Annotated in this window: 22 protein-coding genes and 3 tRNA genes; 7 read left to right on the top strand and 18 right to left on the bottom strand. The window is 67.8% G+C overall.

Going from position 1 to position 21476, the window contains the following annotated elements; all coding sequences use genetic code 11:
• Positions 1-10: 10 nt before the first annotated feature.
• Positions 11-1159, top strand: a complete 1149-nt coding sequence (locus tag ACODTB_RS05215; protein ID WP_291112796.1) for an iron-containing alcohol dehydrogenase — start codon at positions 11-13, stop codon at positions 1157-1159.
• A gap of 92 nt (positions 1160-1251) precedes the next feature.
• Here ACODTB_RS05215 and ACODTB_RS05210 read toward each other — a convergent pair whose 3' ends face one another.
• From ACODTB_RS05210 to folC, 12 genes are all read right to left on the bottom strand, one after another.
• Positions 1252-2061, bottom strand: a complete 810-nt coding sequence (locus ACODTB_RS05210) for a helix-turn-helix transcriptional regulator (protein ID WP_291112798.1) — start codon at positions 2059-2061, stop codon at positions 1252-1254.
• A 97-nt stretch (positions 2062-2158) separates the two neighbouring features.
• Positions 2159-3148: a Bug family tripartite tricarboxylate transporter substrate binding protein gene (locus tag ACODTB_RS05205; protein ID WP_291112800.1), complete on the bottom strand. Its 990-nt coding sequence runs from the start codon at positions 3146-3148 to the stop codon at positions 2159-2161.
• Between the two features lie 34 nt (positions 3149-3182).
• A complete protein-coding gene (locus ACODTB_RS05200) occupies positions 3183-4232 on the bottom strand; it encodes an aromatic ring-hydroxylating dioxygenase subunit alpha (RefSeq protein WP_291112802.1) in 1050 nt (349 codons plus the stop codon).
• Positions 4233-4423: 191 nt separating this feature from the next.
• A tRNA-Asp gene (locus tag ACODTB_RS05195) sits at positions 4424-4500 on the bottom strand.
• Between the two features lie 69 nt (positions 4501-4569).
• Positions 4570-4645, bottom strand: a tRNA-Glu gene (locus tag ACODTB_RS05190).
• Positions 4646-4740: 95 nt separating this feature from the next.
• Positions 4741-4816, bottom strand: a tRNA-Ala gene (locus ACODTB_RS05185).
• Between the two features lie 75 nt (positions 4817-4891).
• Positions 4892-6280, bottom strand: a complete 1389-nt coding sequence (gltX, locus tag ACODTB_RS05180; RefSeq protein ID WP_291112803.1) for a glutamate--tRNA ligase — start codon at positions 6278-6280, stop codon at positions 4892-4894.
• A gap of 1 nt (position 6281) precedes the next feature.
• Entirely contained in the window at positions 6282-7487 is a 1206-nt protein-coding gene (locus ACODTB_RS05175) for an O-succinylhomoserine sulfhydrylase (RefSeq protein WP_291112804.1), read from the bottom strand.
• Positions 7488-7499: 12 nt separating this feature from the next.
• A complete protein-coding gene (purF, locus tag ACODTB_RS05170; RefSeq protein ID WP_291112806.1) occupies positions 7500-9005 on the bottom strand; it encodes an amidophosphoribosyltransferase in 1506 nt (501 codons plus the stop codon).
• Between the two features lie 19 nt (positions 9006-9024).
• On the bottom strand, positions 9025-9510 hold the full coding sequence (locus ACODTB_RS05165) for a CvpA family protein (RefSeq protein WP_291112808.1): 486 nt from the start codon (positions 9508-9510) through the stop codon (positions 9025-9027).
• A gap of 22 nt (positions 9511-9532) precedes the next feature.
• Positions 9533-10255 (bottom strand): SPOR domain-containing protein, encoded by a 723-nt coding sequence (locus ACODTB_RS05160; protein WP_488929142.1) that lies wholly within the window; start codon positions 10253-10255, stop codon positions 9533-9535.
• Positions 10256-10279: 24 nt separating this feature from the next.
• Complete coding sequence (gene folC / locus ACODTB_RS05155) at positions 10280-11632, bottom strand: bifunctional tetrahydrofolate synthase/dihydrofolate synthase (RefSeq protein ID WP_291112812.1); 1353 nt, start codon at positions 11630-11632, stop codon at positions 10280-10282.
• A gap of 65 nt (positions 11633-11697) precedes the next feature.
• Between folC and ACODTB_RS05150 the strand changes: the two genes are divergently transcribed.
• The 3 genes from ACODTB_RS05150 (at position 11698) to argG (ending at position 13805) form a co-directional block, all read left to right on the top strand.
• Positions 11698-12045 carry an ArsC family reductase gene (locus ACODTB_RS05150; protein WP_291112814.1) on the top strand — a complete coding sequence of 116 codons (348 nt, stop codon included), beginning with the start codon at positions 11698-11700 and terminating at the stop codon, positions 12043-12045.
• A gap of 80 nt (positions 12046-12125) precedes the next feature.
• On the top strand, positions 12126-12443 hold the full coding sequence (gene ppnP, locus ACODTB_RS05145; protein WP_291112815.1) for a pyrimidine/purine nucleoside phosphorylase: 318 nt from the start codon (positions 12126-12128) through the stop codon (positions 12441-12443).
• Positions 12444-12473: 30 nt separating this feature from the next.
• A complete protein-coding gene (argG, locus tag ACODTB_RS05140; protein WP_291112816.1) occupies positions 12474-13805 on the top strand; it encodes an argininosuccinate synthase in 1332 nt (443 codons plus the stop codon).
• Positions 13806-14107: 302 nt separating this feature from the next.
• On the opposite strand, the gene murB is transcribed toward argG, so the two are convergent.
• On the bottom strand, positions 14108-15160 hold the full coding sequence (murB, locus tag ACODTB_RS05135) for a UDP-N-acetylmuramate dehydrogenase (RefSeq protein ID WP_291112817.1): 1053 nt from the start codon (positions 15158-15160) through the stop codon (positions 14108-14110).
• 38 nt (positions 15161-15198) lie between these two features.
• Here murB and ACODTB_RS05130 point away from each other — a divergent pair, with 38 nt between their 5' ends.
• Positions 15199-15690 carry a YajQ family cyclic di-GMP-binding protein gene (locus ACODTB_RS05130; RefSeq protein ID WP_291112818.1) on the top strand — a complete coding sequence of 164 codons (492 nt, stop codon included), beginning with the start codon at positions 15199-15201 and terminating at the stop codon, positions 15688-15690.
• A complete protein-coding gene (locus ACODTB_RS05125; RefSeq protein ID WP_291112819.1) occupies positions 15691-16428 on the top strand; it encodes a retropepsin-like aspartic protease family protein in 738 nt (245 codons plus the stop codon). It abuts the gene before it with no gap.
• A gap of 86 nt (positions 16429-16514) precedes the next feature.
• Here the strand turns inward: ACODTB_RS05125 and ACODTB_RS05120 are convergent, their stop codons facing one another.
• The 4 genes from ACODTB_RS05120 to ACODTB_RS05105 form a co-directional block, all read right to left on the bottom strand.
• The gene (locus tag ACODTB_RS05120) at positions 16515-16889 is read right to left on the bottom strand and encodes a RidA family protein (protein ID WP_291112820.1); all 375 of its coding nucleotides are present in this window, start codon (positions 16887-16889) and stop codon (positions 16515-16517) included.
• Positions 16886-17509: a glycerol-3-phosphate 1-O-acyltransferase PlsY gene (gene plsY / locus ACODTB_RS05115; protein ID WP_291112821.1), complete on the bottom strand. Its 624-nt coding sequence runs from the start codon at positions 17507-17509 to the stop codon at positions 16886-16888. The genes ACODTB_RS05120 and plsY overlap by 4 nt, the downstream gene beginning before the upstream one ends.
• Before the next feature lie 61 nt (positions 17510-17570).
• Positions 17571-18062 (bottom strand): aminoacyl-tRNA deacylase, encoded by a 492-nt coding sequence (locus ACODTB_RS05110; protein WP_291112822.1) that lies wholly within the window; start codon positions 18060-18062, stop codon positions 17571-17573.
• Between the two features lie 8 nt (positions 18063-18070).
• A complete protein-coding gene (locus tag ACODTB_RS05105) occupies positions 18071-19114 on the bottom strand; it encodes an aldo/keto reductase (RefSeq protein WP_488929141.1) in 1044 nt (347 codons plus the stop codon).
• 113 nt (positions 19115-19227) lie between these two features.
• On the opposite strand from ACODTB_RS05105, the gene ACODTB_RS05100 reads away from it, so the two are divergent.
• Positions 19228-19902, top strand: coding sequence for a YiaD family glycine zipper/OmpA-like lipoprotein (locus ACODTB_RS05100; protein WP_488929140.1), 675 nt, complete (start codon positions 19228-19230; stop codon positions 19900-19902).
• Between the two features lie 110 nt (positions 19903-20012).
• Here the strand turns inward: ACODTB_RS05100 and ACODTB_RS05095 are convergent, their stop codons facing one another.
• The gene (locus ACODTB_RS05095; RefSeq protein WP_488929139.1) at positions 20013-21467 is read right to left on the bottom strand and encodes a gamma-aminobutyraldehyde dehydrogenase; all 1455 of its coding nucleotides are present in this window, start codon (positions 21465-21467) and stop codon (positions 20013-20015) included.
• Between the last annotated feature and the right edge of the window lie 9 nt (positions 21468-21476).

Below are 21476 nucleotides of genomic sequence, written 5' to 3'. Positions count from 1 at the left end.
GTCCCGCTCCATGCCCAGCTTCCAATTCGAAACCCCACCCCGCATCGTCTGCGAGCGCGGCGCGGCCCTGCGACTCGCACCGCTGCTGCAAGGACGTGGGCATGCCTTCGTCGTCACCGACGCCGGCCTGGTGCGCGCAGGCCTGATCGACGCCCCGGTGGCCGCGCTGCGCAAGGCCGGGCTGCGCGTGACGGTGCACGACAAGGTGGAGGCCGACCCGCCCGAGCACGTGGTGCTCGCGGCGGTGGAAGCGGCGCGTGCGGCCGGGGCCGACTGCGTCATCGGCCTGGGCGGCGGCAGCTCGCTGGACACCGCCAAGCTGGTCGCGCTGCTCACGGCCAGCCCCCAGCCGCTGGCCGACATCTACGGGCCGCAGCGCGCGACCGGCCCACGCCTGCCGCTGATCCAGGTGCCGACCACGGCCGGTACCGGTTCCGAGGCCACGCCCACCTCGGTGGTCTCCACACCGGACCACCAGAAACGCGGCGTCATCAGCTCGCTGCTGTACCCCGATGTCGCCGTGCTGGACGCCCAGCTGACCCTGGCCCTGCCGCCCGCGCCCACCGCCATGACCGGCGTGGATGCGATGGTGCACGCCATCGAGGCCTACACCACCCGCCACCTGAAGAACCCGATCTCCGACGCACTGGCGGTGCGCGCGCTCCAGCTGCTCGACCGCCACCTTGGGCGCGTGATCGCCCAGGGCGACGACATCGAGGCACGGGAAGCCATGCTGCTGGGCTCGATGCTGGCCGGCATGGCCTTCGCCAATGCGCCGGTGGCCGCGATCCACGCCCTGGCCCACCCGCTGGGCAGCCACTTCCACGTGCCCCACGGCCTGGCCAACGCCTTGGTCATGGTGCCGGTGCTGCGCTTCAACCTGCCCGAGGCGGGCGCGCGCTACGCCGAACTCGCGCGCGCCTTGAACCCGGCGCTGCACGCGGCCGGCGATGCGGAAGCGGCCGAAGCCTTCATCGCCACCATGGCCGGGCACGTGGCGCAAGCCCCGATGCCGCAGCGGCTGCGCGAGGTGGGCATCGCCGCCAACGACCTGCCCATGCTGGCTGAGGCCGCCATGGGCGTGCAAAGGCTGCTGGCCAACAACCCACGCGAGCTGAACCAGACCCACGCCCTCGTCCTGTACACCCAGGCGCACTGAGGCCGAGCCAGAAGCGCTTCTACCGGGTTGGCTCTGACCAAGGCAGCCCGCCTGGTCAGAGGGTCATGGCAACGCGATCGGTCTATGTCACGTCAGTTCGACAGCAGCAGCAACTCGCTGCGCGCCTCGATGCCCAGCTTGATGTAGGCGCGTTTGCGCAGGGTCTGCACCGTGGACGGGGCCACGCCCATGTCCGCAGCGATGGCGTCCACACTGAGACCGTCCACGATGCCCACGCAGACCTCGCGCTCGCGCCCGGACAACCGGGGTGCCCGCTCCAGCAGGTTCTGCTCGACCAGGGCCTTGCGCGCCTGCGCATGCAGGCGCTGCCGCCGGACATGCAAGGCGTTGAGGTGCACCTTGCGAAGAATGGGCGCGATGGCGGTCAGGCGGTCGATTTCCAGGGGTGCAAATGGCCCGCAGGACACATCGCGGTAGAGGTTGATGGCAAACGCGGTGCGGGCGACCGGCGCGTACAGGAAGCTCAACCGGCCCGTGAGTTTCGAATGCTCAAAAATCTCCTGCCGCCAGCAGATGTCCGGAATGTCCTCCAGGCCATAGTGCACCACGGTCACATCCGGCGAGGGATGCACATCCTGCTGGACCCGGCCCGCCAGGTGCGTCACCTCGTCCAGCTGGCTGTACTGCCGCTTGTAGCGGGCAAAGCACTCGCCCGTGATGTTGGGCAGGTGGTCCCGGTGCGTGCATCCATCCACCTGCGAGGGCACGGCCCCCGAGTACTCGACCAGGGAGAGGTAGTCCACCTCCACGTGCGCGTTGATGAAGTTCAGCAAGCCGCGCCCGGGTGTGGTGCTCGTTGGCACATCGAGCAGCAGGTTCATGGCCGCCGCGTCCACATGGTGGCCGGGCGGTGGCGTGAGGACATTCCAGGTGGAGCGCATGGCGCAGCCAGTTTGAAACCTCGCCGATAGGGCACAAATAGGGATTACCCGGTCGGCGGCCGCGCGGCCGCGGGTCAACCTGACCGGCGCCCTCTTCTTACTGCGCCACCAGCCCGAAGTCCTTGATGCGCTTGAGGATCACCTCGGCTTCCGCGCGGTGGCTGGCCTCGAACTCCCTGGGGGTGCTGTTCATGATGTCCAGGCCCCGCTCGTTCATCAACCGGCCGACTTCGGGGTCCGCCAGAATCTTGCGGATCTCGTCCGCGAGTTTCTTCACCACAGGCTCGGGCGTCCTGGCCGGCGCGACGAAGGCGATGTAGACGGCCGCATCGAACAAGGGATCGTCGAAACCTTGCTCCCGCATGGTCGGGACTTGCGGCAAGGCCGGCGACCGCTCTTTGCCCATGATGGCCAATGCGGTCACCTTGCCCGCCAGCACGTGCTGCTTGGCCAGCCCGGCCGAGGTCAGGCCCACGCTGACGGTTTTCGACAGCAGATCGGCCATCACCGGCGCCTCGCCGCGCTGCGGCACATGGACCATTTCGGCACCGATGATGCGATTGAGCTGTTCACCCGCCAGATGGCCCAGGCCACCAGGCCCCCAGGAGCCATAGGTCAGCTTGCCGCGCTGCTCGGCCGCGTAGCGCCTGAAGTCGGCCATGGTCTTGACGGGGAGGTCCGCGTTCGCGGAAATCACCGCCGGGCTGCGAACGGCTTGCGTGATGTAGCTGAAATCCTTGAACGGGTCGTACGACAGCGTCTTGTACATCGCCACGTTGTTGATCAGGGTGTCACCCAAGGTCACCAGCAGCGTGTACCCGTCCGGTGCGGCGCGAGCCACCTCGGAAGCGCCCAGGGCACCGTTCGCTCCCGCCTTGTTGTCCACGATGACCGGTTGGCCGAGTTGCTTGGACAAGCGCTCACCGACGGTTCTGGCGACAAAGTCCGTGGCGCCCCCAGCGGCCGCGGAGGCCACGATGCGGATGGGCTTGTTCGGGAATGCGGCGGGCGCCTGAGCGAGCACCGCGAAAGGCAGCGTGGCGGCGCCGACGAGCGCCCACAGGCGAAGAATGGTTCGACGGATCATGGGGTTGTCTCCTGGGTGGGGGTGTTGTTCTGTTCTAGGCCGCGACGACCGCCGGGCGAGCGGGCGCGCGCTCGCGCTCCTTCGCCAGCTCGCTGTCCACGAGGCGGCGGAACTGCACCAGCGCGTGGTCCATCGCCATGGGCAGCATCGGCGCGGCGGGATTGAGAAGCAGGTTCCGGTACTGGGCCGTGATGATCGAGCGGTCTTCCTCGAAGGCGGCGAGCAGTCCCTGGAAGATGGTGGCCGTGGTCCCGGGAATGGGCGCGGGCGCGTGGTAGGCCTGCTGGAAGAAGTAGTGGGTGGAGGTTGCCGTCTCGGGCGTCAGCGTCTGGCAGCTGTGCAGGCGCACCGCGCCCGCCATGTCGCCCTCGGCCTGGCCCGTCGGGCGCCCGCCGGACTCCATGATGAGGGTGCCGGGCAGCAGGAAGTCGTAGACGAACCAGCGGTCGACGTTGCCTTCGAATTCGTGGAACGAGCGCCAGTACGCGGAGGGCGGCACGTCCGGCACGTGGCGCGTGACCCGGATGCCCTGCGGCACGCGCTCCACCTCGGGCTTCGACTGCGCGATCCGCGTGGAGCCCCCCAGGGTGTTCTCGTGCACGTACGACAGGTGCGAAAAGTCAAGCAGGTTGTCGCAGATGAGCATGTAGGGCGTCTCGTAGTGCAGATAGCCCGGCTGGTAGTGCCACTCGGGGTGGTCGCAGGAGAAGTTGTCCGGCAGCAGCGCGGTGTCCGCGAGACCCGGATCGCCCATCCAGACGAACACCCACCGGTTTCGCACGGCAACGGGGTAGCTGCGCACCTTTGCCTTGATGGGGATGCGGTCGAGGCCTGGCGCTTCGACGCAGGCGCCGTCGGGCGAGAACTTCAGCCCGTGGTAGCCACAGCGCACGCAGTCGCCCTCGCGCCGACCGGCGGAAAGCGGTGCGAGGCGGTGGCAGCACCGGTCTTCCAGCGCCACGGTCTCGCCATTGGCCAGGCGGTACAGGAGCAGCGGCTCGCCCAGAATGACGCGGGAAAACAGGCCTTGCTCGGGGATCTCGTGCGCCCAGGCGGCGACGTACCAGCAGTTTCGAATGAACATGTCTTTGGCTTCCATCGTGGATGGATGCCAATCTAGACGAGGGCCATTCGCGCGTCTGTCCTTCGCTTGAGGGACAGCGCCACACGAGACGCCGGCAAAGCGCTCTGCGATGACGTGGTTCCAAGTGGGGAAATGGGGCGCCAGAAACCAAAATGGGCTACGCGATTTCTCACGTAACCCATTGATTTATTTGGCGGAGTGGACGGGGCTCGAACCCGCGACCCCCGGCGTGACAGGCCGGTATTCTAACCAACTGAACTACCACTCCTGGTAGATGGCGTTCGTTCTTGCGAACCAAGTGCCAACCACTTGTTGCCTACTTGCCTTGCGGCTTGTTTGGCGACCCTACGGGGATTCGAACCCCGGTACTCACCGTGAAAGGGTGATGTCCTAGGCCTCTAGACGATAGGGTCATAACCTGGACTCAAAGAGCCTTCCATTGTAGCAGCGACAGAGCTTGTTTTTTCTGCCGATGCCGCGATGAAAACCTCTTCGCGACTTCAATCCTTGGTGGAGGTAAGCGGGATCGAACCGCTGACCTCTTGCATGCCATGCAAGCGCTCTCCCAGCTGAGCTATACCCCCACAGGGTTTGCTGACCGCTCTTTGCGACTTGTCGCTCAGTGCATTTCAGCAAGCCTCAAATTATAGGCGATTTTTTCAGGCGTTCTGCAAACGCTGCAGAACAACGTCACGATTTTGCAGTTCGAGCACCGCATCGAGCGACGGCGTCTGGGCCGTGCCCATCACCAGCACGCGCACCGGCATGGCCAGTTGCGCCATCTTCAGGCCGTGCGCGGCGAGCACTTCCTTGATGGCCGCCGAGAGGCTGGCCTTGTCCCAGGCACAGGCCGTGAGCTTCTCCGCCAGCGTGGCCAGCACGGGCCGCACGGCGTCGGTGACGTGTTGCGCGTGCTCGTCGGCGTTGGGCGTGATGTCGGCGTAGAAAGCCTTGGCCCACTGGGCCAGCGCCACGGTGGTGTCGCAGCGGTCCTTGAACAGGCCGCAGATGCGCGGCAGGCGCGCGTCGGTCGTGATGCCCTGCTGCTGCAGGTGCGCGGCCACCAGCGACGCAAGCGCGTCGTCGGCCATGGCCTTGAGGTGCTGCGCGTTGACCCACCTGAGTTTGGCTTCGTCGAACTGCGCGGCGCTGCGGCCCAGGTGGTCGAGGTTGAACCACTCGAGAAACTGCGCGCGGCTGAAGATCTCATCGTCGCCGTGGCTCCAGCCCAGGCGCGCGAGGTAGTTCACCATGGCGTCGGGCAGATAGCCTTCGTCGCGGTACTGCGTGACGGGCTTGGCGCCGTTGCGCTTGCTCATCTTCTCGCCCTGCTCGTTGAGCACGGTGGGCAGGTGGGCGTACACCGGCGGCTCCTTGCCGAGCGCGCGGAAGATGTTGATCTGGCGCGGCGTGTTGTTCACGTGGTCGTCGCCACGGATCACGTGGCTGATGGCCATGTCGATGTCGTCCACCACCACGCAGAAGTTGTAGGTGGGCGTGCCATCGGGCCGGGCGATCACGAGGTCGTCGAGTTCGTCGTTGGCGATTTCGATGCGGCCTTTGACCTTGTCGTCCCAGGCCACCACGCCACCCTGCGGGTTCTTGAAGCGCAGCACGGGCTTCACGCCTTCGGGCACGGGCGGCAGGGTCTTGCCGGGCTCGGGCCGCCAGGTGCCGTCGTAGCGCGGCTTCTCCTTCGCGGCCATCTGTTTTTCGCGCAGGGCATCGAGTTCGGCCACGCTCATGTAGCAGGGGTAGACCAGGCCGCCCGCCACCATCTCGGCGAGCACCGCCTTGTAGCGGTCCATGCGCTGCATCTGATAGAACGGCCCTTCGTCGTGGTCCAGGCCGAGCCACTTCATGCCTTCGATGATCACGTCCACCGCGGCTTGCGAGGAGCGTTCGAGGTCGGTGTCTTCGATGCGCAGGATGAAGGCGCCGCCGGTGGAGCGCGCGAACGCCCAGGGGTAGAGCGCGGAGCGGATGTTGCCCAAGTGGATGAAACCGGTGGGCGACGGGGCGAAGCGGGTGCGGATGGGTGCGGACATGTCAGAAGGAAGAAAGACCACGGTCAAGGTCGGCCTGGATATCGCCCAGGTGCTCCAGCCCCACGGCCACTCGGATCAGCCCCTGCACCACGCCCGCCGTCTGGCGCTGCGCTTCGGTCAGGCGGCCGTGCGAGGTGCTGGCGGGGTGGGCGATCAGCGTCTTGGTGTCGCCGAGGTTGGTGGAGAGCGACATCACCTGCAGCGAGTCGAGCACGTGGAAGGCGCGCTGGCGGGCTTGCTCGGGGTCGGCGCCCTTCACTTCGAAGGACAGCACGGCACCGCCGCAACCCGATTGCTGCGCCATCGCCAGCGCGTGCTGCGGATGGCTGGCGAGCCCGGGGTAGTAGACGCGGGCGACCGACGGGTGAGCCTCCAGCCACTGCGCCAGGGCCAGGGCGTTGGCCGACTGGGCGCGCATGCGGATGTCGAGCGTTTCCAAGCCCTTGAGCACGACCCAGGCGTTGAAGGGCGCGAGCGTCATGCCCGCGCTCTTGAGCACCGGCAGGAAGGTCTTGGTCACCAGTTCCTGGCTGGCGCACAGGGCGCCAGCCATCACGCGGCCCTGGCCGTCGAGGTACTTGGTGCCCGAATGCATGACGATGTCGGCGCCCAGCGCCATCGGGCGCTGCAGCGCTGGCGTGGCGAAGCAGTTGTCCACGCACAGCAGCGCACCGGCGGCGTGCGCGATGTCGGCCAGCGCGCGGATGTCGCAGACCTCGGTCAGCGGATTGGTCGGCGTCTCGGCGAACATCAGGCGGGTGTTGGGCTTGACGGCCGCCTTCCAGGCTGCCACGTCGGTCTGCGACACGAAGCTGGACTCGACGCCGAACTTGGCGAGGTCCGAGCCGATCAGCTTGATGGTGGAGCCGAACATGGAGTGCGAGCACACCACGTGGTCGCCGGCCTTGAGCAGGCCCATGCACATCATGAGGATGGCCGACATGCCCGAGGCGGTGGAGATGCAGGCCTCGGCGCCTTCGAGCGCGGCCAGGCGCTGTTCGAAGCTGGCCACCGTGGGGTTGCCATAGCGGCCGTAAGTGAAGCCTTCTTCGTCGCCCGCGAAGCGGCGCGCGGCGGCTTCGGCGCTGGGCTGCACGTAGCCGCTGGTGAGGTACAGGGCTTCGGAGTTTTCGCCGTACGGGCTGCGTTCGACGGCTTCGCGCACGGCGAGCGTGTCGCGGTGCAGGTCAGGTTTCTTGGCGTTCATGAAGATGGGGCGTCAGACGACCTGGGCATTGGGCAAGGCGAGGCGCGAGGTGTCTTCCTCGCCCTCTTCGCTCTGGTCGCGGCCGGCGTTGAGGCGGGCGATGTCGGCCGGCGTGATGTCGCCGGTGACGTACACGCCGTCGAAGCACGAGGCATCGAAACCATCGAGCTTGGGGTTGAGCGAGCCGATGGCCTGCTTCATCGCGTCCACGTCCTGGTAGATCAGCGCGTCGCAGCCGATGATCTCGCGCACCTCGTCGACCGTGCGGCCGTGGGCCACGAGCTCGTCGGGCGTGGGCATGTCGATGCCGTAGACGTTGGGGTAGCGCACGGGCGGCGCGGCGCTGGCCAGGTAGACCTTGCGCGCACCGGCGTCGCGCGCCATCTGCACGATTTCGCGGCTGGTGGTGCCACGCACGATGGAGTCGTCCACCAGCAGCACGTTGCGGCCCTTGAATTCGCTGCCGATCACGTTGAGCTTCTGGCGCACCGATTTCTTGCGCACGCCCTGCCCCGGCATGATGAAGGTGCGGCCCACGTAGCGGTTCTTCACGAAGCCTTCGCGGTACGGCAGGCCCAGCAGCTGGGCCAGCTCCATGGCACTCGGGCGCGAGGATTCGGGAATCGGGATCACCACGTCGATTTCGTTGGGCGGCACGGTGGAGACCACGCGCTTGGCCAGCGTCACGCCCAGGTTCAGCCGCGCCTGGTAGACCGAGATGCCGTCCATCACCGAGTCGGGCCGGGCCAGGTAGACGAATTCGAAGATGCAGGGGTTGTGGCTGACCTTGTCGGCGCACTGCTCGAACTGCATCTGGCCTTCGAGGTCGACGAACACCGCTTCACCGGGCTGCAGGTCGCGGTCGAACTCGAAACCGTTGCCCTCCAGCGTGACGGACTCGCTGGCCACCATCACGCCACCGTCCTTGTTGCGGCCCAGGCACAGCGGGCGGATGCCATGGGGATCGCGGAAGGCCAGCAGGCCATGGCCGGCGATCAGCGCCACCACGGCGTAGGAGCCCTTCACACGCCGGTGCACGCCGCGCACGGCGGCGAACACGTCGGCCGGCTTGAGGGTGGTGCCGCGCGTGACCTTCTCCAGTTCATGCGCCAGCACGTTGAGCAGCACCTCGGAGTCGCTTTCGGTGTTGACGTGGCGGTGGTCGGTCTGGAAAAGCTCCTGGGCCAGCGCCTTGGCGTTGGTCAGGTTGCCGTTGTGCACCAGCACCAGGCCGAAGGGTGCGTTCACGTAGAAGGGCTGCGCCTCTTCCTCGCTGAAGGCATTGCCGGCGGTGGGGTAGCGCACCTGGCCCAGGCCGCACAGGCCGGGCAAGGCGCGCATGTTGCGGGTGCGGAAGATGTCGCGCACCATGCCCTTGGCCTTGTGCATGAAGAACTTGCGACCCTGCTGGGTCACGATGCCGGCGGCATCCTGGCCTCGGTGTTGCAACAGCAACAGCGCGTCGTAGATAAGCTGATTGACTGGCGTCTTGCTGACCACGCCCACGATTCCACACATGATTGAATCCTCAGGAAAACTAACGGATATATCGGGCCACGGCCTCGGGCAACAAGGGCTTGATCTCGTGCAGCGAGGCCGACAGCACGGAAGCGGTGGCCGACTCGCGCCACCACGCGGCCCCCTCCATCTGCGTCATGCTCACCACGAGCGCCACCGCCAGCAGGATCACCCCGCCGCGCAAGAGGCCGAACGCGCCTCCGAGCACCCGGTCCACCGGTCGCAGGCCGACCGAGGCCACCAATTTCTGCACCAGCCAGGCCCCCAGGCCGGCGGCGAAAGCCACCACCACGAACACCAGGACAAAGCCGACCGCCACCCGCATCGGCGGCGACAGACCGTCCATCGGCAACCAGGCCCCGGCCTCCTCGGCGAAGGCCTGCGCCAGCACGAACGCCGCCACCCAGCCTGCCACCGACAACACCTCGTACACCAGACCGCGCCACAACCCCAGCAGCACCGACAGCAGCAGCACCGTGAGCAGCACCCAGTCGGTCAATGCCATCAGCGCGTCACCCCACCCGACGTCACAGCGTCAGGACGGCAGCGGGCAACCCCAGGGCCTTGACCCGGGCGGCAGCCTTCTCGGCGTCCGCGCGGTTTTCAAACGGTCCTACGCGCACCCGGATGCGCTTGCCATCAGGTGTCTGCGCCTCGTGCACATAGGTCTTGAGCCCAGCGCCCTCGAGCTTCAGACGCACGGCGCGCGCGCCGGCCGCTTCGGAGAACGCCCCGACCTGCACCACAAGGCGCTCGGCCGTGGCGGCCGGCTTGGCGGACGCACTGGCGGGCGCGGTGGCCGGCTTGCCTTCGAGCAGCGCGCGGGCCCGGTCTGCCTCGGCGGGTTTGGCAGGTGCAGGTGCGGGTACCGGCGCTGCAGCCACAGGCGCCGGGGCCGGCGCCGGGGCCGCAGCGGCGGGGGCCGGTTTGGGGGCGGCTTCGACCACTTCCTCGCGGGCACCCAGGCCCTCACGCACCGGCAGCGGTGCGCTGGCGGCGGCGGCAGGCGGCTTGGTGGCGGCGGGCTTGGCGACCGGCGCGGGCGTGCCCTTGGCCGGGATCTCGATGGGAATGTCGACGGGGATCGGGCGGGGCTGCGTGTCGAACAGCAGCGGGAAGCCGACCACGCCCAGCAGCACGAGCACGCTGGCGCCGATCAGGCGATGGCGGGCGCGGCGGCGCACGGCCTCGATGCTCTGCGGCGGGGGGGTCGAGGCGTTGCCCTGGGAACCTGAACGGGATTTGAACATCGGGGGGACCGTGGCGATAAAAGGCTAGGCGGACAGGTGTTTCGCCGACATTCGGGGCACGCCGTCCTGCAATACGCCACCCACGGTGTAGAACGATCCGAAGACCACGATTCTATCAGCGGGGTCCGCGGCGGACACCGCGGCCCGCAGGGCGTCCATGGGGTCGGTGTGCCTTCCCGCCACCCGGCCCTTGCACTGGGGATGGGCCTCCAGCTGCTCGGCCAGGGCGGCGGCCGAACTGGCGCGCGGCAGGGGCAGGTTGGTGAGGTGCCAGCGGTCGATCAGCGGCGCGATGCGGTCCAGCATGGCGCCCAGGTCCTTGTCGGCCATGGCGCCGAACACGGCGTGCGTGGTGGGGTGGAAGCCCATGGCGTCGAGGTTGGCGGCGAGCGCGGCCACCGAATGCGGGTTGTGCGCCACGTCCAGCACCAGGGTGGGCGTGCCGGGCACGATCTGGAAGCGCCCGGGCAGCTCCACCAGGGCCAGGCCGTTGCGCACCGCCTGCGCCGTCACCGGCAGCCGCCCGCGCAGGGCCTCCACCGCCGCCAGCACGCCCGAGGCGTTGACCAGCTGGTTCGCGCCGCGCAGCGCCGGGTAGGCCAGGCCGGCGTAGCGCCGCCCGCCGTGCGAGGGGTGCATGGCCCAGCCCCATTGCTGCTGGTCGCCCGCGAAATGGAAGTCCTTGCCCAGGCGCCAGAGCTCGGCGCCGATCTCCAGCGCGCGGTCCAGGATGCTCTGCGGCGGCACCGGGTCGCTCACCACCACCGGGCGGCCGGTGCGCATGATGCCGGCCTTCTCGAAGCCGATGGCCTCGCGGTCGTTGCCCAGCAGGGCCATGTGGTCGAGGGCGATGCTGGTGATGACCGCGCAATCGGCGTCGATGATGTTCACCGCGTCCAGCCGGCCGCCCAGGCCCACCTCGAGAATCGCCACGTCCAGCCCGCTGCGCGAGAGCGTGCGCAGGATGGCGAGCGTGGTGATTTCGAAGTAGCTCAGGCTGATCTCGCCGCCCTCGTCGCCGGCCTGTCCCTTGCGGGCCACCTCCACCTCGGCGAAGGCCGGCACCAGGTCGTTGGCGGCCACCGCCTCGCCCGCGACGCGGCAGCGCTCCTCGAAATGCACCAGGTGGGGCGAGGTGTAGACACCGGTGCGGTAGCCCGACTGCGTGTAGACGGCCTCCAGCATCGCGCAGGTGGAGCCCTTGCCGTTGGTGCCGGCGACCGTGATCACCGGGCAGTCCAGCGCCAGGCCCATGCGCTGGGCCACGCGCTGCACGCGGTCCAGCCCCATGTCGATGGTGACCGGGTGCAGGCGTTCGGCATGGGCCAGCCAGTCGGCCAGGGTGGTGGGGTGATCGGGCACGGGAATGTCAAGCATGGGCAGGATTGTCCCATCGCCGTCCCGGACCCGGGGCCGCGGGGACATGGCGGACAATGCGGGCCATGATCACCGTTCACGGCATCCCCAACTGCGACACCGTCAAGAAGGCCCGCACCTGGCTGGCGGAACACGGCGTCGAGCACCACTTCCACGATTTCAAGAAGCAGGGCGTGCCCGAGGCCGCGCTCGACCGCTGGCTGGCCGCCGCCGGCTGGGAGACCGTGATCAACCGCAAGGGCACCACCTGGCGCCAGCTCGACGAGGCCACGCGCACCGGCGTGAACGACGGCGCGAGCGCCCGCGCCGTGGCGCTGGCGAACCCGAGCGTGATCAAGCGCCCGGTCGTGCAGTGGGGCGACGGTGCCATCACCGTGGGCTTCGACGCCGCCGCCTGGCAGCAGCGCCTCTGAGCCGGCGCGGCGCGCCCCGGCCCGCGGCCTAAAATCGCGGTTTCGCCTTTCGTCTTCGCTATACCTCCCCCTCCAACACCATGAGCACCACCCAATTCGACGGCGTGACCGTCAACACCCAGGCCAATGTGTACTTCGACGGCAAGTGCGTCAGCCACGGCATCACCCTCGCCGACGGCACGAAGAAGTCGGTCGGCGTGGTGCTGCCCGCCACCCTCACCTTCAACACCGGCGCGCCCGAGATCATGGAATGCGTGGCCGGCGGCTGCGAGTACCTGCTGGCGGGCACCACGGAGTGGAAGAAGTCGGGCCCTGGCGAGAAATTCAACGTGCCGGGCAACAGCAGCTTCCAGATCCGCGTGACCGAGCCCTACCACTACATCTGCCATTTCGGCTGATCGATCCTCGCTGCCGAAAGACCGAACGCCATGGCCACCATTCTTCAGAACCTCCCCACCCAACAGAAAGTCGGCATCGCCTTCTCCGGCGGCCTGGACACCTCCGCCGCGCTGCTGTGGATGAAGCAGAAGGGCGCGATCCCCTACGCCTACACCGCCAACCTGGGCCAGCCCGACGAGCCGGACTACGACGAGATCCCGCGCAAGGCCCTGGCCTACGGCGCCGAGAAGGCGCGCCTGATCGACTGCCGCACGCAGCTGGCGCACGAAGGCATTGCCGCGCTGCAGTGCGGCGCTTTCCACATCAGCACGGCCGGGGTGACCTACTTCAACACCACGCCGCTGGGCCGCGCGGTCACGGGCACCATGCTGGTGGCCGCGATGAAGGAGGACGACGTCCACATCTGGGGCGACGGCTCGACCTTCAAGGGCAACGACATCGAGCGCTTCTACCGCTACGGCCTGCTGACCAACCCGAGCCTGAAGATCTACAAGCCCTGGCTGGACCAGCTGTTCATCGACGAGCTGGGCGGCCGCGCCGAGATGAGCGCGTTCATGACGGCCAACGGCTTCGGCTACAAGATGAGTGCCGAGAAGGCCTACAGCACCGACAGCAACATGCTCGGCGCCACGCACGAGGCGAAGGACCTGGAGCACCTCAACAGCGGCATCCGCATCGTCAACCCGATCATGGGCGTGCCGTTCTGGCGCGAGGACTGCGCCGTGAAGGCCGAAGAGGTGACGGTGCGTTTCGAAGAGGGCCAGCCAGTGGCGCTCAATGGCGAGACGTTCGCGAACCCGGTGGACCTGATCCTGAAGGCCAACGAGATCGGCGGGCGCCATGGCCTGGGCATGAGCGACCAGATCGAGAACCGCATCATCGAGGCCAAGAGCCGCGGCATCTACGAGGCCCCGGGCCTGGCGCTGCTGCACATTGCCTACGAGCGCCTGGTGACCGGCATCCACAACGAGGACACGATCGAGCAGTACCGCATCAACGGTCTGCGCCTGGGCCGCTTGCTGTACCAGGGCCGCTGGTTCGATCCGCAGGCCATCATGTTGCGCGAGACGGCGCAGCGCTGGGTGGCGCGTGCGATCACGGGCGAGGTGACGGTGGAGCTGCGCCGGGGCAACGACTATTCGATCCTGAACACCGAGAGCGCGAACCTCACGTACGCGCCGGAGCGGCTGTCGATGGAGAAGGTGGAAGACGCGCCGTTCTCGCCGCTGGATCGCATCGGCCAGCTGACCATGCGCAATCTCGATATCACCGACACGCGGGCCAAGCTGGGCATCTATGCCCAGAGTGGTCTTCTGTCGCTCGGTGAAGGTTCGCAGATGCTGAAGCTCGAGGGCGAATAACCGCCTTTCTTGCAAAGACCTCTTCAGATCGGGGCGCCGCGGCGCTCTGCTCCGCGGGTGTCCCCCGAACCGGCTTCGCCGGTTCTCCTCCTTTACCCCGCTGCGCAGAGCGCCACGTCACCCCGATCTGAAGAGGTGCAGGCGCCACAGCGTTGGCGGGCCTTCGCGTGGGCAGGTCCGACGACGCCGGGTGGTTGGCGCAGCGAAGTAAAGGGGGAGAGGCGGCGAAGCCGACTCGGAGGACATTCGCGGAGCCGACCACCCGGCGGCGTCGGACCCGAAGAAAAGGCAGGCGCGAAACCTCAGACCACCACAGGCTCAGGCTCCAGCAAGATCCCGAACCGCTCATACACACTGGTCTGGATGGCCTTCGCCAGGGTCATCACCTCCCCCCCGGTCGCCCCACCCCGGTTCACCAGCACCAGCGCCTGCTTCTCGTAGACCCCGGCATTCCCCACGCCCCGGCCCTTCCAGCCACAGGCGTCGATCAGCCAGCCCGCCGCCAGCTTGATGCTGCCATCGGCCATCGGGTAATGCACCACCTTCGGGTCGCGCGCGATGATGTCCGCGCACTGCTCCACGCTCACCGTCGGGTTCTTGAAGAAACTGCCCGCGTTGCCGATCACCGCCGGGTCCGGCAGCTTGGCGCGCCGGATCGCACAGATCCAGTCGAAAATTTGCTGCGCGTCGGGCTGGGTCACGCCCGTTTCGCCCATCTTGCGCTCCAGGTCCGCATACCCCAGCACCGGTTTCCAGGGCTTGGGCAGCCAGAAGCGCACCCGCGTGATGAGGGCACGGCCCGCCAGGCCCAGGCCCTTCTCGCCCGCCGGCGTGTGCTTGAACACCGAGTCCCGGTAGCCGAAACCGCACTGCGCCGCGTTCAGGGTGAAGCTCTGCCCTGTGTGCAAGTCGATCGCATCCAGCTCGTGAAAACGGTCCTGCAGCTCCACGCCGTAGGCACCGATGTTCTGCACGGGCGAAGCACCCACACAACCGGGGATCAGAGCGAGGTTTTCCAGTCCCGGCCAACCCTGCGCCAGCGTCCAGGCCACGGTCTCGTGCCAGTTCTCGCCCGCACCGGCCTCCACCAGCCAGCCCCGGGCGGTTTCCTCCACCAGCCGGCGCCCGCGAATCTCCACTTTCAGCACCAGCGGCCTGATGTCGCCCGTCACCACCAGGTTGCTGCCGCCCCCCAGCACGAACGGCGGCGCGTCGCGTGTCAGCGCAGGCCATTCGGGGCCCGCCATGAGCGCGCGCAGATCCGCTTCGTCGCGCACACGGGCCAGCCGCAGCGCGCGCGCCACGATGCCAAAACTGTTGTATGGCTGGAGCGCCACGTTGTTCTCGACTACCATCCCCGGATTGTCTCACCCACCCTCAGGATTCATCAGCCATGCCTTCTTTTGACACCGTACTCGAAGCCGATTTCGTCGAAGTGAAAAACGCGGTGGACCAGGTCACGCGCGAGATCGGCACGCGCTTCGATTTCAAGGGGACCGGCGCCGCCATCGAACTCAAGGAAAAAGAGAAGGAAATCATCCTGCACGGCGACGCCGAGTTCCAGCTGCAGCAGATCGACGATGTGCTGCGCGGCAAGCTCACCAAACGCGGCGTGGACGCACGCTTCCTCGACGTCGGCAAGGTCGAAAAAGCCGGCGGCGACAAGGTCAAGCAGGTCGTCAAGGTGCGCAACGGCATCAGCACCGAAGACGGCAAGAAGATCCAGCAGGTCATCAAGGGCAGCAAGCTCAAGGTGCAGGGCGCGATCCAGGGCGATGCGGTGCGCGTGACCGGGGCCAAACGCGACGACCTGCAGACCGCCATGGCACTGATCCGCAGCGAGCTCAAGGACCTGCCGCTGTCCTTCAACAATTTCAGGGATTAAGTGAGCACCCCCTGCGCCGCCTTCGGCGTCACCCCCCTCCAGGGAGGCGGCGCTGGCGGCCCGGCAGAGCCGGTTCCGCGGCGCCTCTGGTCCAACAGCTTCGCGTTCGTGGCGGGCGTTCTTCTGGCGCTGCCCGCCCTGTCCCAGCAAGTCGCGCTGTCGGGTGTGGCCGGTGGCAAGGCGCTGGTGAACATCGATGGCGCCGCGCCGCGTTTCATGAGCCCCGGCCAGATCCAGCAAGGTGTGAAACTGCTGAGCCTGCAGGGCGAGGCGGCCGTGTTCGACATCAACGGCCAGCGCCTCACCCTGCGGGTGGGCGATGCGCCGGTCAGCCTGGGCCGGTCTTCATCGGGCCCGGATGGCGGTAGCGCCCAGCGCATCGTGCTCACCGCCGACGCCCAGGGTCACTTCATGCCCACTGGCCAGATCAACGGGCGCACCGTGCAGTTCATGGTGGACACTGGCGCGACGACGGTGATCCTCAGCGAATCCGATGCCAAACGCATCCAGCTGGACTACAGCAAGGGCCGCAAAGTGGGTGTGGCCACCGCCAATGGCCGCGTCGTTGGCCATCAGGTGCAACTGGAGTCGGTGCGCGTGGGCGATGCCCAGGTGTACAACATCGCGGCCATCGTGCTGCCGCAACCCATGACCTATGTGCTGCTGGGCAACAGCTTTCTCACGCGCTTCCAGATGCAGCGCCACAACGACCAGCTGACGCTGGAAAAACGCTATTAGAGCGTCACCCCCGCGGCGCTTCGCGCCACCCCCTCAAGGGGGCAACACCTGCGGCCCGGCAAAGCCGGTTCCGCGGTGTTTCTGGATCAAGAGGCCTGTGTTTGTGCGGCCGTCACCACGATCTCGATGCGCCAGGCCGGGTTGGCCAGCGCGGCCTGCACCGTGGCGCGCGGCGGCGCGGTGCCCGGCACCACCCACGCGTCCCACACCTCGTTCATGGCCGCGATGTCGCGGATGTCGGTGAGGTAGATCTGCGCGCGCAGGATGCGCGACTTGTCGCTGCCCGCTTCGAGCAGGCGCTGCTGCACCTGCTCCAGCACGTCCTGCGTCTGGCCCGCGATGTCGGTGTCGCCGCGCTCGGGCACCATGCCCGCGAGGTAGACCACGCCGTTGAACACGGCGGCCTCGCTGTAGCGCGCGGCCATGCCGATGCGGGTGATGTCCTTGTGCAGATCGCTCATTTCTTCTTCGCTCCGAGCTTGCTTTCCTTCCCGGCCAGCAGGCGGTTGATGTTTTCCGAATGCCGCCAGATCAGCAGCAGGCCCATGACGGCCAGGCTCAGCACCTGGACACCGGGCGCGTCCCAGGCCACGCGGTTGCCGAACAGGAAGTACGCGGGCGCGAAGACCGCCGTGACGATGGAGGCCAGCGACGAATAGCGGAAGAAGACCGCAATGATCAGCCAGGTCAGCAGCGAGGCCAGCCCCAGCCAGGGGTTGAAGGCCAGGATGACACCGGCCGCCGTGGCCACGCCCTTGCCACCCTGGAAGCGGAAGAACACCGGGTACAGATGGCCCAGGAAGGCCGCCAGCCCGACCAGCGCCACCGTGCCGTCGCCCAGGCCGTAGGGCTCACCCCACCACTTCACGGCCACCACGGGCAGCCAGCCCTTGAAGGCATCGAGCAGCAGGGTGATGACGGCCGCCGCCTTGTTGCCCGAGCGCAGCACGTTGGTGGCGCCCGGGTTCTTGCTGCCGTAGGTGCGCGGGTCGTTCAGCCCCATGAGGCGGCTCACCAGCACGGCGAAGGACAGCGAGCCGATCAGGTAGGCGGCCAGCGTGGCCAGCAAGGGGTAGGTCATGAAGAAAGCTCCTCGTTCTCGTGGGGCCACCGCGTCTGCGCGCGAAGCCGTGTCTGGGCGGCTATTCTGCCAGCGCGCAGTTCACCGGCTTGGCGCCCAGGGGACCAGCGAGCACCGCCGGATCGATGCCAACGAGGAAACCCCGGCGCCCGCCGTTGATCCAGATCTTCGGCAGGGTGAGCACCGTGGCTTCCACCCACACCGGCATGTCGCGCTTGAGGCCGAACGGCGAGGTGCCGCCCACGAAATAACCGCTGTGCCGGTTGGCGACCTCGGGCTTGCAGGGCTCGACCGACTTGGCGCCAATCTGCCGCGCGAGGTTCTTGGTGGAGACGGTGCGGTTGCCGTGCATCAGCACCGCCAGCGGCCTGGCCGCCTCGTCCTGCATGATCAGCGTCTTCACCACCGCGAAGGGGTCGAAGCCGAGCACCTGGGCGCTGTGCTGCGCGCCGCCGTGCTCCAGGTACTCGTAGGGGTGCTCGGTGAACACCACGCCGTGCGCCTTGAGCCAGGCGGTGGCGGGCGTTTCACTCACATGCGATTTTTTCGCCAACCTTCACCTCATTGCGCGGGATCGCGCGACTCCCAGCGGATGGCGTCGATCGCAGCCAGCAGTTCGGGCGAGAGTTTCGTGTCCCAGGCGTCCAGGCACTCGTCGAGCTGGGCCAGCGTGGTCACACCGATGATGGTGCTGGCCACGCGCCGGTTGGTGTAGCAGAAGGCCAGCGCGAGCTGCGAGGGCGTGAGGCCGTGCTCGCGCGCCAGCGCGTTGTAGCGGCGTGCGGTGTCCAGCGCCTCGGGGCGGCCCCAGCGTTGCTTGCGCATCGATTCGTAGATCGCCATGCGGCCGGCGTTGCCCACCAGGCCGGTTTCGTCGTACTTGCCGCTCAGCAGGCCGAAGCCCAGCGGCGAATACGCCAGCAGCGACACGTCCAGGCGGTGGCAGGTTTCATCGAGCCCGTTCTCGTAGCTGCGGTTGATCAGGCAATACGGGTTCTGCACCGTGGCCACGCGCGGCAGGCCGTGCTGCTCGGCCAGGCGCACGAACTCGTGCACGCCGTACGGGGTTTCGTTGGACAGGCCGACGGCCTTGACCTTGCCGGCCTTCACCAGCTCGGCCATCGCTTCAAGCTGCTCCAGCACCGAGGGCGCCGGCTTGTCCTTGGCCGGGTCGAAGTAGATTGCACCGAAGGCCGGCACGTTGCGCGCGGGCCAGTGGATCTGGTAGAGGTCGATCACCTCGGTCTGCAGGCGGCGCAGGCTGGCTTCGCAGGCCTCGATGATGCCGGCCTTGCTCATCTCCGGGCGCAGCCAGGGCATGCCGCGCGCCGGCCCTGCCACCTTGGTGGCCAGCACCACCTTGTCGCGCACGCCCGGGCGTTTGGCGAACCAGTTGCCCAGAATGGTTTCCGTCGAACCGCTGGTCTCGGCGCGCGCGGGCACCGAGTACATCTCGGCCGCGTCCAGGAAAGTGACCTCACGCTCCAGCGCGCGGTCCAGGATGCGGTGCGCGGTCGCCTCGTCCACCTGCTCGCCAAACGTCATGGTGCCCAGGCAGATCGGGGGCACGCTCAATGCGCTGGTGCCCAGTGAAACTTTTTTCATGCAAGTATTTGTAAATAGGAACGGGGGAAGGTTTTGTTGCAAACCCGCAGGGGTATAAGTTTAGGGTGCGTTGCACGTTTCAGCTGCCCATCAACAAACAGTGGAGAAAAACCATGAGCAACTTCAACATCCGAATGACCCGAGGCCTGACGGTCACCACCCTGGCAGCGGCACTGGCCCTGGCCGGCTGCGCGAACATGAGCGAAACCCAACAAGGCACGGCCAAGGGCGCGGGCATCGGCGCGGTCGCCGGGGCCCTGCTCGGTGCCGCCACGGGCGGTTCCAAGGGCGCGGCCACGGGCGCGGTGCTTGGCGCGGGTGCGGGCGCGGTGGGTGGCTACGTCTGGTCCAACAAGATGCAGGAACAGAAAAAGCAGATGGAAGCCGCCACCGCAGGCACCGGCATCGGGGTGAGCCAGACCACCGACAACCGCCTCAAGCTCGACGTGCCGGCCGACGCCGGCTTCGCCACCGGCCGCTCGACCGTGAGCCCCACGCTGCAGCGCGTGCTGGGCCAGTTCGCCGGCACGCTCAATGCCAACCCGGTGACCGCCGTGGCCATCGTCGGCCACACCGACAGCACCGGCAGCGACTCGGTGAACAACCCGCTGTCGTTCGACCGCGCCAACGCCACGCGCGACTACCTGGTCTCACGCGGCGTCGCCGCCAGCCGCATCGCCACCGACGGCCAGGGCTCGCGCCAGCCGGTCGCCGACAACGCCACGCCCCAAGGCCGCGCCGCCAACCGCCGCGTCGAGATCTACGTCGCCGAGCCGGCAGCAAGGTAAGAACAAGCCGGAGCGAGGCGTCCCCTCCAGAGACACCGAGGATCCGGCTCCGCCGGTCCCAGGTGTCGCCCCCCTTCAGGGGGGTCGCGCGCAGCGCGGCGGGGGGTGCTTCACAGCTTCGCCATCACATGGCGGGCAACGGTGTAGTCCTCCAGCGCGTACATCGACATGTCCTTGCCGTAGCCGCTGGCCTTCATGCCGCCGTGCGGCATCTCGTTGGCCAGCATGAAGTGGGTGTTGATCCAGGTGCAGCCGTACTGCAGCTTGCGCGCCACGCGCAGCGCGCGCGACACGTCCTGCGTCCACACCGATGAAGCCAGGCCGTACTCCGAATCGTTGGCCCAGGTCACGGCCTCCTCGGGGTCGGTGAAACGCGTCACCGACACCACCGGCCCGAACACCTCGCGGCGCACGATCTCGTCGTCCTGCCGCGCCCCCGCGATCACCGTGGGTTCGTAGAAGAAGCCGCCGCCCGGGCGCATCTTGCCGCCGGCGGTGATTTCCATGTGGCCCAGCATCTGCGCGCGCTCCACGAAGCTCGCCACACGGTCGCGCTGGCGGTCGGTGATCAGCGGACCCAGCTCCACGCCCGCCTCGTCCTGCGTGCCCATCTGGATCGTCTTGACCGCGCTGCTGAGGTCGGCCACCAGGCGGTCGTACACCTTGGCGCCGGCGTAGAGCCGGCAGGCCGCCGTGCAGTCCTGCCCGGCGTTGTAGTAGCCGAAGGTGCGGATGCCCTCGACCACGGCGTCGATGTCGGCGTCGTCGAACACCAGCACCGGGGCCTTGCCGCCCAGCTCCAGGTGCGTGCGCTTGAGCGTGCCGGTGGCGGCCTGCAGGATCTTGCGGCCGGTGGACACGTCGCCGGTGAGCGAAACCATGCGCACCAGCGGGTGCTCCACCAGCGGCTGGCCCACGCTGGGGCCGCGGCCGCAGACCACGTTGAACACGCCCTTGGGCAATATCTCGGCCACCACGCGCGCCAGCATCAGCGTGGTCAGCGGCGTCTGCTCGCTGGGTTTGAGCACCACGGTGTTGCCGGCCGCGAGCGCGGGCGCGCATTTCCACGCGGCCATCATCAGCGGGTAGTTCCAGGGCGCGATCGAACCGACCACGCCCACCGGGTCGCGCCGGATCATGCTGGTGTGCCCCGGCAGGTACTCGCCCGCCACCGAGCCGGTCATGCAGCGCGCCGCGCCCGCGAAGAAGCGGAAGCAATCGACGATGGCGGGGATCTCGTCCTCCAGCGCGCGCAGATAAGGCTTGCCGCAGTTGAGCGACTCCAGCCGAGCGAACTGCTCGGCACGCTGCTCGATCGCGTCGGCCACCTTGAGCAGCAGGCGCGAGCGCTCCATGGGCGTGGTCTCGCTCCAGCTGTCGAACGCGCGGCTGGCCCCCAGCACCGCCTTGTGGATCTGCTCGTACGAGGCCTCGGCCACCTGCGCGATGACCTCGCCCGTGGCCGGGTTCAGCACGCGCTCGCGCTCGCCCTCACCGGCCACGAACTGGCCATCGATGAACAGCTCGGTCGACATCGGGACTTGGAAATCGGGGGTCTTGCCCATGGTGGTCTC

This window comes from Hydrogenophaga sp. FG152 (assembly GCF_057809615.1).
The sequence above is the reverse complement of the archived record's forward strand: the minus strand, read 5'-3'. Positions and strand labels throughout refer to the sequence as shown.

Coding starts and splice junctions, on each gene's coding strand:
- ACODTB_RS05215 (WP_291112796.1), top strand. CDS start 11: ATGCCCAGCTTCCAATTCGAAACCCCACCCCGCATCGTCTGCGAGCGC.
- ACODTB_RS05210 (WP_291112798.1), bottom strand. CDS start 2,061: ATGCGCTCCACCTGGAATGTCCTCACGCCACCGCCCGGCCACCATGTG.
- ACODTB_RS05205 (WP_291112800.1), bottom strand. CDS start 3,148: ATGATCCGTCGAACCATTCTTCGCCTGTGGGCGCTCGTCGGCGCCGCC.
- ACODTB_RS05200 (WP_291112802.1), bottom strand. CDS start 4,232: ATGTTCATTCGAAACTGCTGGTACGTCGCCGCCTGGGCGCACGAGATC.
- gltX (WP_291112803.1), bottom strand. CDS start 6,280: ATGTCCGCACCCATCCGCACCCGCTTCGCCCCGTCGCCCACCGGTTTC.
- ACODTB_RS05175 (WP_291112804.1), bottom strand. CDS start 7,487: ATGAACGCCAAGAAACCTGACCTGCACCGCGACACGCTCGCCGTGCGC.
- purF (WP_291112806.1), bottom strand. CDS start 9,005: ATGTGTGGAATCGTGGGCGTGGTCAGCAAGACGCCAGTCAATCAGCTT.
- ACODTB_RS05165 (WP_291112808.1), bottom strand. CDS start 9,510: ATGGCATTGACCGACTGGGTGCTGCTCACGGTGCTGCTGCTGTCGGTG.
- ACODTB_RS05160 (WP_488929142.1), bottom strand. CDS start 10,255: ATGTTCAAATCCCGTTCAGGTTCCCAGGGCAACGCCTCGACCCCCCCG.
- folC (WP_291112812.1), bottom strand. CDS start 11,632: ATGCTTGACATTCCCGTGCCCGATCACCCCACCACCCTGGCCGACTGG.
- ACODTB_RS05150 (WP_291112814.1), top strand. CDS start 11,698: ATGATCACCGTTCACGGCATCCCCAACTGCGACACCGTCAAGAAGGCC.
- ppnP (WP_291112815.1), top strand. CDS start 12,126: ATGAGCACCACCCAATTCGACGGCGTGACCGTCAACACCCAGGCCAAT.
- argG (WP_291112816.1), top strand. CDS start 12,474: ATGGCCACCATTCTTCAGAACCTCCCCACCCAACAGAAAGTCGGCATC.
- murB (WP_291112817.1), bottom strand. CDS start 15,160: ATGGTAGTCGAGAACAACGTGGCGCTCCAGCCATACAACAGTTTTGGC.
- ACODTB_RS05130 (WP_291112818.1), top strand. CDS start 15,199: ATGCCTTCTTTTGACACCGTACTCGAAGCCGATTTCGTCGAAGTGAAA.
- ACODTB_RS05120 (WP_291112820.1), bottom strand. CDS start 16,889: ATGAGCGATCTGCACAAGGACATCACCCGCATCGGCATGGCCGCGCGC.
- plsY (WP_291112821.1), bottom strand. CDS start 17,509: ATGACCTACCCCTTGCTGGCCACGCTGGCCGCCTACCTGATCGGCTCG.
- ACODTB_RS05105 (WP_488929141.1), bottom strand. CDS start 19,114: ATGAAAAAAGTTTCACTGGGCACCAGCGCATTGAGCGTGCCCCCGATC.
- ACODTB_RS05100 (WP_488929140.1), top strand. CDS start 19,228: ATGAGCAACTTCAACATCCGAATGACCCGAGGCCTGACGGTCACCACC.
- ACODTB_RS05095 (WP_488929139.1), bottom strand. CDS start 21,467: ATGGGCAAGACCCCCGATTTCCAAGTCCCGATGTCGACCGAGCTGTTC.